10 protein-coding genes are annotated in these 13,309 nt (G+C 65.2%); 2 read left to right on the top strand and 8 right to left on the bottom strand.

Features of this window, described 5'->3' with window-relative positions; all coding sequences use genetic code 11:
* Positions 1–35: 35 nt before the first annotated feature.
* Positions 36–947: a catechol 1,2-dioxygenase gene (gene catA / locus ACWHXP_RS01220; protein WP_121043453.1), complete on the top strand. Its 912-nt coding sequence runs from the start codon at positions 36–38 to the stop codon at positions 945–947.
* A gap of 81 nt (positions 948–1,028) precedes the next feature.
* Here catA and ACWHXP_RS01215 read toward each other — a convergent pair whose 3' ends face one another.
* Positions 1,029–1,931 (bottom strand): LysR family transcriptional regulator, encoded by a 903-nt coding sequence (locus tag ACWHXP_RS01215; protein WP_489634665.1) that lies wholly within the window; start codon positions 1,929–1,931, stop codon positions 1,029–1,031.
* Positions 1,932–2,356: 425 nt separating this feature from the next.
* Between ACWHXP_RS01215 and ACWHXP_RS01210 the strand changes: the two genes are divergently transcribed.
* Positions 2,357–3,373: an AraC-like ligand-binding domain-containing protein gene (locus ACWHXP_RS01210; RefSeq protein WP_204725905.1), complete on the top strand. Its 1,017-nt coding sequence runs from the start codon at positions 2,357–2,359 to the stop codon at positions 3,371–3,373.
* 330 nt (positions 3,374–3,703) lie between these two features.
* Here ACWHXP_RS01210 and ACWHXP_RS01205 read toward each other — a convergent pair whose 3' ends face one another.
* The 7 genes from ACWHXP_RS01205 to ACWHXP_RS01175 all read right to left on the bottom strand — a co-directional run bounded on the left by ACWHXP_RS01205 (position 3,704) and on the right by ACWHXP_RS01175 (position 13,258).
* The gene (locus tag ACWHXP_RS01205) at positions 3,704–6,985 is read right to left on the bottom strand and encodes a hybrid sensor histidine kinase/response regulator (RefSeq protein WP_489634666.1); all 3,282 of its coding nucleotides are present in this window, start codon (positions 6,983–6,985) and stop codon (positions 3,704–3,706) included.
* Positions 6,986–6,993: 8 nt separating this feature from the next.
* A complete protein-coding gene (locus ACWHXP_RS01200) occupies positions 6,994–7,653 on the bottom strand; it encodes a response regulator (protein WP_039784218.1) in 660 nt (219 codons plus the stop codon).
* Between the two features lie 24 nt (positions 7,654–7,677).
* Positions 7,678–8,499, bottom strand: a complete 822-nt coding sequence (locus ACWHXP_RS01195; RefSeq protein WP_489623657.1) for an EAL domain-containing protein — start codon at positions 8,497–8,499, stop codon at positions 7,678–7,680.
* A gap of 11 nt (positions 8,500–8,510) precedes the next feature.
* Positions 8,511–9,281 (bottom strand): fimbrial biogenesis chaperone, encoded by a 771-nt coding sequence (locus ACWHXP_RS01190; protein ID WP_489634667.1) that lies wholly within the window; start codon positions 9,279–9,281, stop codon positions 8,511–8,513.
* Complete coding sequence (locus ACWHXP_RS01185; RefSeq protein WP_489634668.1) at positions 9,278–11,890, bottom strand: fimbria/pilus outer membrane usher protein; 2,613 nt, start codon at positions 11,888–11,890, stop codon at positions 9,278–9,280. The genes ACWHXP_RS01190 and ACWHXP_RS01185 overlap by 4 nt, the downstream gene beginning before the upstream one ends.
* Before the next feature lie 10 nt (positions 11,891–11,900).
* Positions 11,901–12,605: a fimbrial biogenesis chaperone gene (locus ACWHXP_RS01180; protein WP_121043471.1), complete on the bottom strand. Its 705-nt coding sequence runs from the start codon at positions 12,603–12,605 to the stop codon at positions 11,901–11,903.
* A 125-nt stretch (positions 12,606–12,730) separates the two neighbouring features.
* Complete coding sequence (locus tag ACWHXP_RS01175) at positions 12,731–13,258, bottom strand: fimbrial protein (RefSeq protein ID WP_199725100.1); 528 nt, start codon at positions 13,256–13,258, stop codon at positions 12,731–12,733.
* Between the last annotated feature and the right edge of the window lie 51 nt (positions 13,259–13,309).

Genomic DNA, 13,309 nt, shown 5'->3' with positions numbered 1-13,309 from the left:
CCCACACATATCCAACCAGAGACAGGAGAGACAACGTGGACAAGAAAGCCATCGACGCCGTACTGCAAAAAATCGAAAGCACCGAACTCGCGGAGGGCAACCAGCGTGTCAAGACCATCGTCAACCGCCTCGTGCGCGACATGTTTTATACGATTGAAGAGCTGGATGTGCAGCCGGAAGAATTTTGGGCTGCCGTGGATTATCTGACCTCGGCGGGCAAGTCGGGCGAGTTCGGCCTGATCGCCGCCGGCCTGGGCTTCGAGCACTTCCTCGACCTGCGCATGGATGAAGCCGAAGCGCGCCGTGGCGTGCAGGGCGGCACCCCGCGCACCATCGAAGGACCGCTGTACGTGTCGGGCGCGCCCGAGCAGAAGGGCTTTGCGCGCATGGACAAGGACCCGCAGCCGGGCGACACCCTCTTCATGCAAGGCCAGGTTTTCGACGAGCACGGCAAGCCGCTGGCCAATGCGCTGGTGGAAGTCTGGCACGCCAATCACCTGGGCCGCTATTCCTTCTTCGATCCGGACCAGAGCCCGTTCAACCTGCGCTGCTCCATCCGCACCGACGAACAAGGCCGCTATCGCTTCCGCAGCCGCGTGCCGGTCGGCTACAGCGTGCCGCCGGGTGGCGCCACCGACCGCCTGCTCAACAAGCTGGGCCGTCATGGCAGCCGTCCTGCGCACATCCACTTCTTCGTCACGGTACCGGGCTATCGCAAGCTGACCACGCAGATCAACATCGCCGGCGATCCGTACCTGTGGGATGACTTCGCCTTCGCCACCCGCGAAGGGCTGGTGCCGGAACTGAAGCACGTCACCGATCCGGCCGAGATCCGCAAGCATGAAGTCGATGCGCCCTTCTATGCCATCGAGTTCAACTTCAACCTGCTGCCGGAACAGAAGGACCTGCCCAAGGCCGATATCAATCGTCCGCGTCTGGCCGCGTGATCCTGCGCTGAACTGAACGACCACGGGCCATGCGATTGCATGGCCCGTGTGCATTGCATCTCGCCCTTCGGAGGCCTGCGATCAGGCGTACTCCTCGGCATGCATGCGCGCAATCGAGGCCGCTGTCGACCGTAATGTTTGCAGCAACAGCGAGCGGTCGTTGGCGCGGAAATTCATGATCACCGGCGAATGCACGCCCTTGTTGGACAGCGGCCGGTACACCACATCCGAACGATGCAGCCCCTGCACCGAACGCGGCACCAGGGTCACGTCCACGCCGGCGGCGACCAGGCCGATGGCGGTCTGCATCTCGTTGGCTTCCTTGACGATGGCCGGCCGCAGGGCGCGGCTCGAAAAAATGTCCAGCACCTGGTCCGCATAGCTGGGACGGGGCTTGGCCGGATAGAGAATGAAACGTTCCTCGGCCAGCTGCGCCAGCGTCACCTTGCTGCGCGCCAGCAGCGGATGGCCTAGCGGGAACACCGCCACCAGCGGTTCTTCCACGATGGTCTCGCAGAGGATGTCGGGGTCGCTGATGGGCAGGCGTCCGAAGCCTACATCGATGCGCCCGGACTTGAGTGCCTCGATCTGTTCCATGGTCACGATCTCGGAAAATCCGATTTCAATGTCCGGCATGTCGGCGCGGAAACGCTTGATCATCTCCGGCAGCAAACCATACAGCGCCGAGGGCACGAAACCGATGTTGAACCAGTGCTGCTGTCCGTGGGCGATGACGCGCGTTCCTTCCTCGATCTGTTCCAGCCGGGACAATACCTGCAAGGTCTGTTCATAGAAAAACTTGCCCGCCATGGTGAGCGCAATCGGACGCGAGGCGCGGTCGATCAGCTCGGCCCCGAGCATTTCCTCGAGCTGGCGGATCTGCCGGCTCAGGGGCGGCTGGGCGATGTGCAGCAATTCGGCCGCACGGCTGAAACTGAGCGTGCTGGCGACGGCATTGAAATACTTGAGATGACGCAGTTCCACACTACCTCCGAGGCATACCATGATGCTGATTTGATATTGTACGTTCACCCGCCAAACGCATAGAATCGGCGATCAGCCGGCCGCAGAGCCGTGCCCCACAGCAACGAGGCCCGCGTCCACGGCAGCAGGGTCCGACCAGAAGACCGTAGAGGAGACCGACATGATCCACCCCGCCCATGCTGGCGCGCTTTGTTCTGCGCACCGCCGACGAGCTTCCATCCCGGGCATGAAACTTGCACTTGCATGACGCTGAACGCAGCCGCCGCTGGCTGAGGGAAAGCAGACAGCGCGCACTCCGTTCGCATCGTCCATGAAGGTGCATGGCAGACCGGATCCCGCGCCGTCTGCACGCAGCAGCACCCCACCCCGGTACCACCGCTCTTCCGCCACCGGCCCGTGCGGAAGGGCAGCGTTAAGAGGTTAACATGCTCAACACTGTCCATGCGCTCAGTCTGGAGCCCTTGTATCGTCGCCGCGTTTTTCACTCCACCCGCAAGGTCGACTGTCACGCCCAGGTCGCCAACGAACTCGCGGAACATGACCTGTTCTGGAAGGGCGACGATGTCGATACCGTGCTCTTCAAGGCGGCGATCCAGCAGTTGCAGATCTTCATGCTCAAGTATGGTGCCGAGGTCGTCGTGCGGCCGCGCCTGTTCAATGGTTTTGCGCTGGTCCACATGACGCTCTCGGGCAGCGCCGAGATCGAATCCGATGGCCGCAAGGTGTGCATCCCGCAAGGCCATACGGCGCTGATCGCACCAAAGAAGAATCTGCGCCTGTGGTGGCAGGCGGGCTCCGAGCAACTGATCCTGAAGGTGCCGCTGGCCCTGTTCGAGGAATTGCGTGCCGTCGGCCAGCGCGGCCCGATGGAGGTCCCCTCGGTGTTCCTGCTGCCGCAGCAGGCCGCGCCTTATTGGGACTTGCTGATCCAGTCGCTGCTGCGCGTGCTGGCCCTGCCCGGCCAAGGGGCCGGACAGGGAGAATGGGTGCAGCACTTCGAACGCAGCGCTGCGCAATTCCTGCTCTCGCAACTGACGTCCACGGTGGAGCCCGTGCATGCCTCCAGCAGCGGTCAGCGTGCGGCCAGCGAATCGGCCGACAGCCTGGTCGGTGCCGGCAAGCTGCAGCGCCTGGACATGCTGGAGCGCTACATCCGCAGCCGCCTGTGCGCGCCGCTGGCGCTGGCCGACCTGGCCGGTGCGGCCGGCGTGAGCGTGCGCGCGCTCAATGCGCTGTGCCACCAGCAATATGGTGTGGCGCCGATGGACCTGCTGCGCAACATCCGGCTCGATGCCGTGCGCGAGCGCCTGCTCACGCATCCCGGCGCCAACATCACCGATACCGCCTTCGAGTTCGGCTTCGGGCATCTGGGACGGTTCTCGGCTTACTATCGCGAGCGGTTTGGCGAATTGCCCAAGCAGACGCGCAGCGTCACGCGCTGATTTTTTGGCCCTGCACCACGCGACGGCATCCTCGCTCGTTCTTGCACCAGCGCGCAGCAAGGCTCACACCGCGTGCCTCCCTTGTGAAAAAGAAGGGAAAATCCGCGGCTGCATGATGCAGGCGGCGCATATTTTTTGGTCAATTCCTTCACCAAGTTCGCCGCAACAAGCATGGGCATACGCATGTCCACGCACGCTGCCTGTCGGGAAATTCATCCGTGCTTGTTACCACCGCGCTTCAGGATCTGCAGAGCGGCCATTGTGGTGTGCACAGCCCCGAACACTCAATCGACAGCAAATGGGGGATGAACATGAAGAACTTGTTCGCACTCAGCTGGCAGACTCCATGGCCTGCATCCATTCCCTGCAGGCCGCCAGCGCCGAGGGCTCGCCCGCCGTGATGGCGTGCTGGAGTTCGACGCTGCGTGCTGCCAGGTCATCCAGCCCCATGGCTTGCAGTCCCCCTTGCAGGCGATGCAGGATGCGCAGCACGCGTTCATGCTCACCGCGATCGATGGCTTGCTGCAGCTTCTCTTTTTCCCCCGGCCAGCTCTGCCGGAATGCCTCCCGCACTACCCGTTCAAACGGATCGACCGGCACCGTCTGCACTGACGGCGCTGACTGCAACGATGGCGCAGGCACCGTGCGCACCAGGCGCGCCAGGATCTCCTGCATCTGCTGCAGCGAGGCCGGCTTGGTCAGCAGGGCATCGAAGAGCGCCGGCGGCCATTGCCCCAGACTGCCCGGCCCTGCCGCCGTGGTGGCGATGATGCGGGCGTGCGGCTGCTGCTCGCGCACGCGCGTGGCCAGCGCCACGCCATCCAGACCGGGCATGCCGAAATCGGTGATGAGCACATCGGCCGGGTGCGCCTGCCATTGCGCCAGTGCATCCAGACCATCGCGGGCCAGCCGCAGAGAGGCGCAGCCCAGCGCCTGCAATTGTTGCTGCATCAAGGTCAGGTTCACATAGTCATCCTCGACCACCAGTACGTCGAGTCCGGCGGCCACACTGACGAGCTCTGCCACCGGTAGCGGCTCCACAGCAGCAGGCTGGCTGGCCAGTGCGCGCAGCCAGTCGTGCCGGTCGAAGGCGCTGACCTGTTGCCAGCCAGGCGCAAGACTGGCGCGCATGGCCACGTCAGGACAGATCAGCACGGCCGGCACGGACTGGTGTTGCGCGCAGGCGATGAAATCATCCACGCAATCCGGTGCGACCAGATGGATCACAGCGCCGGGCGCACTGGCGCTGTCACGCCGCGCTGCACCCCACGCGGCGAGATAGTCGCGGAGCGTGGCTGCCATGTCCGCATCGTGACAATGCAATGCCACGGTCTTGCCTGCCAAGGGGCGCGAGACCGGCAGCGTGCCGCCTCCCTCCACCAGCGCCAGCGTGATTTCCGCACCGAAGACGCTGCCCCGGCCCGGCTCGCTGTCGAGGGTGATATCGCCTCCCATCAGCTCGGCCAGGCGGCGGCACAGCGACAAACCGAGGCCAGTGCCGCCGAAGCGCTGGCTGATGCTGTCATCGGCCTGTTGCAGCGACTTGAAGATGCGTTGCCGGGCGCTGGGCGAGACGCCGATGCCGGTATCGCTGACGTCGAAGCGCACCACCATGCGCGCCGGTTCGCGGCGCAGGAGCCGCACCGACAAGCGGATACGCCCCTGCGCCGTGAACTTGACGGCATTGCCGACCAGGTTGTGCAGGATCTGCATCAGCCGCCGCGGATCGCCCAGCACCGGTGCTTCCAGTGCCACGGCGGGCAGGCAGGAGAAGCTCAGTCCCTTGTCCAGTGCCAGCGGTGCGAACAGCTGCGCGCACTCTTCCAGCAAGTCGTTGAGCTGCATCGTTTCCGAGGCCAGCGTGATGGATTGCGATTCGATCTTGGTGATGTCGAGGATGTCGTTGACCAGCCCCATGAGCATGTCGAAGGCATGACGGATCAGCTCAATGCGTTGCCGCTGCGGCAACGACAGCTCTTCCCGCGCCAGCAGCTCCATATGCCCGATGGCCCCATGCAGGGGCGTGCGGATCTCGTGGCTGACCTGGGCCAGGAACATGGACTTGGCCTGGTTGGCGCGGTCGGCCATGCTCTTGGCTTCGCGCATGAGGGCTTCGTGCGCCTTCTGCATGTTGAGATCGATCATGCCCAGCAGCAGCACATCCTGGCCCGAGAAGCGGGTGCGCGACCAGACCGCGCCCAAATGGCTGATGCCGCCATCGCGCAGCGGCAGTTCGGCTTCGATCATGGCCTGGCGCAGATTGTCGCCGACCCGCACTGCGGTGAGGATCTGCGCGTAGAAGGCCGCGCAGGGCAGCGCCGACTGCTCCAGCATGCGCGAAGCCACCGCATTGCGCAGTACCACTTCGCCCGAGCCGGGCGCATAGACGGCGATGCCGACCGGCAGGGTATCGATGATGGTTTGGCTGAACTGGCGGCTCTCCACCATGGCCAGCGCCTTCTTCTGCAGCGGCCCGATCACGCAGCGGTCGAAATACAGGGTAGCGACCCAGACGAAGAGCAACGCAAACAAACCCCAGACGGCCCCCGTCGTGAAGTCGCCCTGCAAGCCGGCCAGCACGTCGCGCCAGGTGAAGGTGAGCACCACCACCCACTCCGGCCCCTCGATGGTCTGGGCAATGAAGAAACTGCCGTCATCGTGGAAATGGCCGACGTGATCGTGCGGATCGGTGGCATGCCGCACATGCTCCTGGATGTGGCGCATCAGCAGCGGATTGACGTGTGGATCGGGGCTGCTCAGCAAACGTGTGCTGCCCTGCCCTTCAAACACCATCAGGCCGGGCATCTCTTCGTTCTTCATGAAGAACTGGCGAAACTGGCTGGCCGGCACCGAGAACACGGCCGTTGCCTGATCGCCCTTGTCCAGCGCAATGCGCACGGCCAGCCGGGTCACGGCCGAGCGCTGCAGCGGTGCGCTCAAGGCCGGACTCATCCACAGCACGCGCTGCCCGGTGCTGCCCTGGGCGCGCGCCGCCCGTTCGCGCTCGGCGGCGAAGGCCGCATCGACCGGCGCGCTGATGGCGCTGATGTAGGGCGAGATGCCGAGCCGGCGTACCTCTTGCTCTTCCGTGCCAGACAGCGGCGGCGAGACCGCCAGGAAGCCGGCCTCGGCGGTATAGATGAAGCCGTCCAGCGTGACACCGGGCTCGGCCGGATTGAACATCGGCAAGGCCGAGGCCTGCCGCAGCAGGAGCAGCAGCGTGGCCAGGCGCAGGCGGTCGGCGGCGGTGTCACCGCGTATCACGAGGGAAAAAGGCACCACCGTCAGACTCTCGGGACTGCGGGTGATCTCGCCGGGATCGACGCGCTCGCTGTAGGTATCGAGCACCATCAGTTCCTTCTTGTAGAGATGCTGCAGGCGGGCATACATCTCGGCGAACTGGACCACCCGCGCGGTGAGGCGATCGACCTCGGACTTGATCTGCTCGCGCTTGCTGGTGAAGCTGCCGATCTGCCGTTCACGGAATTGCGTGAAGGCGCTGTAGCCCAGAAACATCACGGCGCAGACGATGGCCACCGACAACAGCGTGGCACAGCCATACAGGAGCCGGCGATAGTAGCGCTCCGACAGGGCAAGGATCTGGCGCGGCATCGCGGCTCTCAGTGGCCCAGGTTCTGGAAGATCCGGCTCAGTTCGACGTCATTGCTCACCCCCAGCTTCTTCATGGCCGCCACCTTCTGGTTGCTGATGGTCTTCGGACTGCGGTTGAGGCGCTCGGCGATGTCGCTGATGGACATGCCCTGGCAGATCATGCGCGCCACCACCAGCTCGCGCTCGGACAACTGGGCCAGCCCGGTCTGGCGTGCGTTGACATTGAACAGACTGCCCAGCAAGGCCGACGACAGCGACTGCGGCAGATAGACCTGGCCGTGATGGACGCTGCAGACGGCTTGCGGCAGGTTGACGAAATCACTGCGGTTCTTGCCGATGAAACCGGCCGCCCCCAGCTCCAGGGCGCTGGAAATGATCTGCGGCTGGGCATGGGCACTGAGGAAGATCACCTTCATCGCCGGATGCTGGCGGCGCAGGCGCTTGAGCAGGTCCAGCCCGTCGGCCTGGGGGTCATCATCAAAGGCATAGTCGCACAGCAGCACGTCCACCGGATCGCGCTCCAGGCAGCTCATCAGCTGCGCGATGCTCTCGGCCGAGAAGGCCAGCGCCAGGTCGGCGCAGGTGGCCAGGATGGCTTCGATGCCCCGCAACACGACCGGATAATCATCTGCGATCCCGACCCGTATCAATGTCCCCTTGGTCGCCATGTTGGCATTCCCTTTCCGCGCTGCTCAGTTGGTGGCCGCCTGGCCCCGGCGGCGCTGCATCTGCCGGAAGAACTCCGGCATCGCCAGCGGCCTGGCGAAATAATATCCCTGGAAACGTCGCACCCCCATCCGGCGCAAGCGCTGCCACTGCCCCCGGGTCTCGATGCCTTCGGCGGTGACGGTCGCATCGAACTCGGCGGCCAGGCTGACGATGGTTTCGATGAGGCGACTGTACAGGGAATTGCCCTGCATGGCAGCAACAAACGATCGATCGAGCTTGAGGCAACTGACGCGGCCGCAGGCCAGCTGGTGCAGGCGCGCGTCGCCGATGCCGAAATCATCCAGGGCGATGGCGATATCGGCCCGCTCGCACTGGGCGAACAGGCGGCGGCAGCGCTCCGGTCCGAGGTCGGCACCGCGCTCGGGCATCTCGATCATCAGCTGCAACTGCGGCCACGGCAGGCGGCGCAGCAGGGCCTGGCACTGGGCCACCAGCGACTCGCCCTGCAACTGCTCACCACAGGCATTGAAGGACAGCACGAAGGGCTGCCGCAGACAGGCGGGTGCGCTGCTCCACGACGTGCGCACCTGCTGCAGCATCTGGCGCGTGGTGGCGGCCAGCAGGCCCTCCTCGGACAAGCGCTCCAGAAAAACCGATGGTGCCAGCACACCGGCGTGCGGATGCTGCCAGCGCATCAGGATCTCGGCCCCCTGCCAGTCGCCGTCCTCACCGACGATAGGCTGCAGGAAGGGCTGGAACTGACGGCGACGCAAGGCCAGCAGCAAGTGCCTGCGCTCCATGGGCGGGGGGGCGGCAGAGTGGGCGCAATGAGCGGCGGCATGCATGGGAATTTCCTTCATGGCAGGTTGGGCGGCATCAGGGACCTTGTGTGCTCGCTGGATCGCCCGTCGTCATCGATGAGCTGGAAGCTCAGGCGCGGCTGCTGCCACGGCAGGGTGGCATCGTCCACGGGCAGCACGAAGACCTGTTCGCCATAGGGCGGTGCCATCTGGTCGGGAGCGGCGCGCGGCACCAGTTCGCGGCGACCATCACTGACCCGCAGGCTGGCAAGGGAAGCAAAATAAGGGCTGTCATTGCGGCAGACCAGGGCCCATTGCCCGGCTTGCCATTGCAGCCGGAAGTGCAGCGCATCGCTCCACTGCGGCCCCGGATCGGCAAGGCCGGCGGGACGATGGAACACCTTGATCTGGGTATTGAGCCCGAGCAGCAAGCGCGGCGCGCTTGCCTGCGGCGCATCCGCCAGCAGGGGGATCTCGTAGAGATTGAGCCAGAACACCGATTCGCGATCGGTCGGCAGCGGCTCGCCGGTGGTCAGCACGCGGACCTGGCCGATGGCCTGCGGCGACAGCCGCTGCACGGCAGGCAGGACGAACAGCGCAGACTGGACCGTGTCCGGTGCCTGGCTGCCCTCGCCCTGGTCCACCCAGCTCTGCAGCACCACCGCATGCGGATTGGTATTGGCCAGGCGCAGGCTGAGTTCGCGTGCTCCTTGGCTGAAGACCAGGCGCGTGCGCTCGGGCATGACCCCGGCCTCGGCACGCATGCAGCAGAGCAGCATGGACAGCAGCAGCCAGCCTGCCAGCCAACCGATCCGGCAGCGGCTCATTGCGGGGCTCCCGTTGCGCGCGGTTGTGCGGCCTCTGCCGGCAGGAACTCGGCACGGCGGGGTGCAGCCACACAGGCCGCTTCCAGCCGGATCAGCTCCTGCGCCAGATCCTGCCCCTGCAGATCGTAGCGCGCGGAACAACGCTCCTGCTGGCCGTCGCCCCAGCGCACCAGCAGCTCGCCCTGCAGCTGGTCGGTGCGCAGATAAGCCTGGCTGCCCTGCCCGACCATGCCGATCACGCCGCCTTGCGCATCGAGCACATCGGCTCCCATCGGCAAGGGCGAGGCGCCATCGCGCTGCAGGCGAATCAGCAAGGCGTGGCCGGTGCGCGTCCTGAAACTGAGCTTGAGCGTGGCCCCGGCATACGGGATGACGGTGCGCTGGCTTTCCAGCAATTCAGTCTTGTGGCGCTTGCCGCTGGCCGCCAGTTCGACCACGTTGCGATGATAGGGCGAGAGCGAAGGCAGCAAGGCGTAGCCGTGGCTGTCGATCACCGCTCCCTGGCCGTTGAAAAGACGCGCACCTTCCGCCCCCTTGGCTTCGATCAGGGCAAAGGTATCGCCCAGATAGGGGCCGAGGGTGATACCGCCGGCATGCACGGCGAGCGCACCGCGCACGTTGCCGGCCACCTGCCAGTAGTCGCGCCCGTGCGTAAGATTGAGATTGAGGTTGGCCTTGGGCAGACGCGCGCCGAGGTTGCCGTTGATGCTGTCCTGCTGGCCGCCCGGCACATGGCTGGCCCCCACGCTGTAGCTGAGCTGGCGCTCGCCCGCCAGCATGCCGGACACCTGGGTCTGATAGAGGTCCTGGTCCGCCGCCCGGACCACCGACGTACTGGCGACAGGCCGCTCACCGCCCTCGCGCCCCAGCGGGATCGACAACGACAGCATCAACGAGGAGCCCGGTTGCGCCACCGCTGCCAGCCGCCCGTCCAGATCATTGGCGGTCCGGGCCACACTGCTGACCTGCTGCCGCTGGAAGGCGAGGTTCAGGCTCACGCCGTTGCGCCACAAGGTCGAATACCCGAACTGCAATTGCGTGATGCGGCTGCGGTCATGGTGGAAGGTCTGGGTCAGGCCGGAGAGATAGAGCGAGCCCAGGCTCCCCAGTTGCTGGCTGAGCGAGAGATCGATGCGCGAGTGCTGCTGATAGCTGGTGGAACTGGCCAGCGAAGAGAATCCGGTACGCCGCACCTGGCGCTCGCTGATCACGTCGGCCAGTTCGCGGTAACCGGACGTGGAGTAGCGATAGCTGGCGATGGAGAACTGCGTGCCGGTGACATCGAAGGCCCGTGAATAAGACACGCCCATCATCCAGCCGCCACGCGCACCGCCACCCGTGTCGGCATGCGAATAGTTCAGCGACAGGCCCAGCGAACCGGCCGGCCCGGCCAGGGTGGTGCCCAGCACCGCCGACTGGTAGGCCGGCGCCAGGCGCAGTCCGAGGCTGCCGGTCATGCTGTTGCTCAGCCCGCGCTGGTAGAGCGCATCCACGAACGGCAAGCTGCTGTCGGTATCGCGGGTCCGGCCCAGTGTGACGCTGTAACGCTCACTGCCAGGCCGCATCGATTCCGGCAGCGCCGAGTAAGGCACGCTGAAGCGGGATCGGGTGCCATCGGCCTCGATGACGGTGACATCCAGATCGCCGTTGTAGCTGGTCGGATACAGATCGTCGATCACGAAACTGCCCGGAGCGACGGTAGTGCGGTAGATATCGCACCCCTTCTGGCTGAGGATGACCTGAGCGTTGCTGCGCGCAGTGCCGCGAATGACCGGTGCATAGCCGCGCTGCGAATCGGGTAGCATGCGCTCGTCCGAACTCAGTTCCAGTCCCTGGTAGGCCAGTCCCGACAGCAGCTTGCCGGAGGTATAGCTCTGGCCCACGGTCAGTTCGCTGGTCCAGTCGGGCAAGGCGCGGCGGGCATAGGTGCGCACCGGATTCCAGCGCAGTCCGCTGCGGCTGTCATAGCCCAGGCTGCCTTGCTGGCGCAAACGCCACAGGCCCAGGTTCACGCCGCTGTTGGTAAAACCGTAGACCGAACTGCTGCTGGCCTGGGCGGTATGGGCGTAATACTGGCTGATGCTGTAGTTGAGGAAACCCATGCTGTCACCGGCATCGTAGAGCGCGGGATCGATGTAGCCCCGTGCGACATGGTTGCGTTGCGCCTGCGGCAGGCTGACATCCAGCCGCAGGCGTGAGAGATCGAACACGGCCTGCGCCCCGGGCGCCAGCTCGTCGATGCGGGCGCACTCGCGCTGGCCCAGCTGCGCGACCAGATCCTGCCGCAGGTCGAGCAAGACGGCGTCCTCGGCCTTGAAGCAGGCCGCCGCGCCCATCCCTTCGACCAGGTCGAAGCGCAATGCACGACGGTGGCTGTAGCTGCCATTGACAAACACATCCACACTGTAGATGCCGGGCTCGACATTGCCCACGCGATTGAAACGTGACAGGCTGCCCTTGTTGATGGGCGAGGCCATCTCCAGCGATTCCAGAAATCGATAGCTGTTCTCCGCCGGGCCGGCCACGGCCACCGGCCAGGCCAGCAGCCCGGCCCCGAGCGACAGGACGGACCGGGCCACGCGCCGCAGAGGCGAGGGATGCACACTCACCGTGATCACCTCACTGCACGGGATAGTCGCGCGGCACTTCCACACCCACATCGTTGAGCAGACGCAGACGCATGCGCATGCCTGCACGGTCGGCCGGCACATGGTCCAGCGGCCAGCGCAGTTCCTGGAAAGGCTGGATCACCGTGGTCCTGGCCAGCGCTTGCGCCTGGTCACCCAAGACCAGATCGGCCTGTTGCACCATCAGGTGATAGCCACTGCCGTTGCGCACCACCATGCTGGCCATCCCGTCGCTGCTGTCGATGGCGAAGGAAAGCGCCGCGGGTGCGCGCGCCGCATCGGCCTCGCTGGCCAGGGCGGGGGGACGATAGAAGACTTTCATGCGGCTGCGCACGGTCAGCACCAGCTGATTGTCGTTGACCGAATCGGCCTTGAGGGCCGGCACCTGCAGGAAATTCAGAAAGAACAGCGACTCGCGGTCCTGCGGCAGCGCTGCGCCGATGTAGGAGAGCCGCACCACCTGGCCGCCATGCGGCTCGATGCGGAACACCGGCGGAATGACCAGGAAGGGCGAGGCCTGCCCATCGGGCCGGCCGGCGTGTCCATCATCCAGCCACAGCTGGACCAGATTGGGATGATCGTCAGGGTTGCTGAAGCGCAGCACCTGCTCGCCGGCGTCAGCCGGATAAATGACGCGCGTACCGAGCATGGTCACGCTGGCGCTGGCGTGCGCACTCAGCAGGAAGACCAGCAACATGAGGAGACCTGCGCGCAAGCTTGTTCTGTTCATGGCAAAAACGGGGATGCGCCGCCGGGAGCTATCCCGGCAGCGACAGGGGTGAGACCAACGGGGAAACGGAAGTCCGCGCCCGGACAGGCGCATCAGAAGTAGTCGAGGGCGTACTGCACCGAGCCAATCACGGAGCCGGCTTCGGCCGCACCGCCTTCGGCGACGTAGCGTACGGCAAAGGTATGAGAAGCGCTGGTACTGCCGGCGGCGATCTCCAGCCCCTCGACCGATACGCCGCTGCCGCCCACCAGGCTGATCGGATCGCCGCCGACGCTCTTGCGCAATTGCAGCGCCACGTTCTTGGCGCTGCCCAGGTTGGGAATGTTGTTGCCGCTGGTGGCGGCGCTGGCCAGGAATTGCGTTTTGATCTTCAGTTTATCGGTGGCCGATGCCGTGCAGCCGCTGACACTGACCACGAAGGGCGTCTCGCCCGCTGAAGTGCCTGCCGCCGCGAGGTCGCCGGTGGCCACCGTGGGCAGCAGCACCACCGGATTGGCCGCGCCGTCGACCATCACCTGGCAGGTCTGGCTGTTGACCTGGCCACGGAAATTGATGGTACTGCCTGCCGCCAGTACCACCGACGGCGAGACCAGCAACAGAATTGCGAGATGCTTTTTCATTTTTACCCCCAAGGAGAATTCGGTCGATCCACGAAGAATGCCGACACCAAC

Source organism: Herbaspirillum sp. Her2, from assembly GCF_057961375.1.
The sequence above is the reverse complement of the archived record's forward strand: the minus strand, read 5'-3'. Positions and strand labels throughout refer to the sequence as shown.

Coding starts and splice junctions, on each gene's coding strand:
- ACWHXP_RS01195 (WP_489623657.1), bottom strand. CDS start 8,499: ATGCATGCCGCCGCTCATTGCGCCCACTCTGCCGCCCCCCCGCCCATG.
- ACWHXP_RS01190 (WP_489634667.1), bottom strand. CDS start 9,281: ATGAGCCGCTGCCGGATCGGTTGGCTGGCAGGCTGGCTGCTGCTGTCC.
- ACWHXP_RS01175 (WP_199725100.1), bottom strand. CDS start 13,258: ATGAAAAAGCATCTCGCAATTCTGTTGCTGGTCTCGCCGTCGGTGGTA.
- ACWHXP_RS01210 (WP_204725905.1), top strand. CDS start 2,357: ATGCTCAACACTGTCCATGCGCTCAGTCTGGAGCCCTTGTATCGTCGC.
- ACWHXP_RS01205 (WP_489634666.1), bottom strand. CDS start 6,985: ATGCCGCGCCAGATCCTTGCCCTGTCGGAGCGCTACTATCGCCGGCTC.
- ACWHXP_RS01180 (WP_121043471.1), bottom strand. CDS start 12,605: ATGTTGCTGGTCTTCCTGCTGAGTGCGCACGCCAGCGCCAGCGTGACC.
- ACWHXP_RS01200 (WP_039784218.1), bottom strand. CDS start 7,653: ATGGCGACCAAGGGGACATTGATACGGGTCGGGATCGCAGATGATTAT.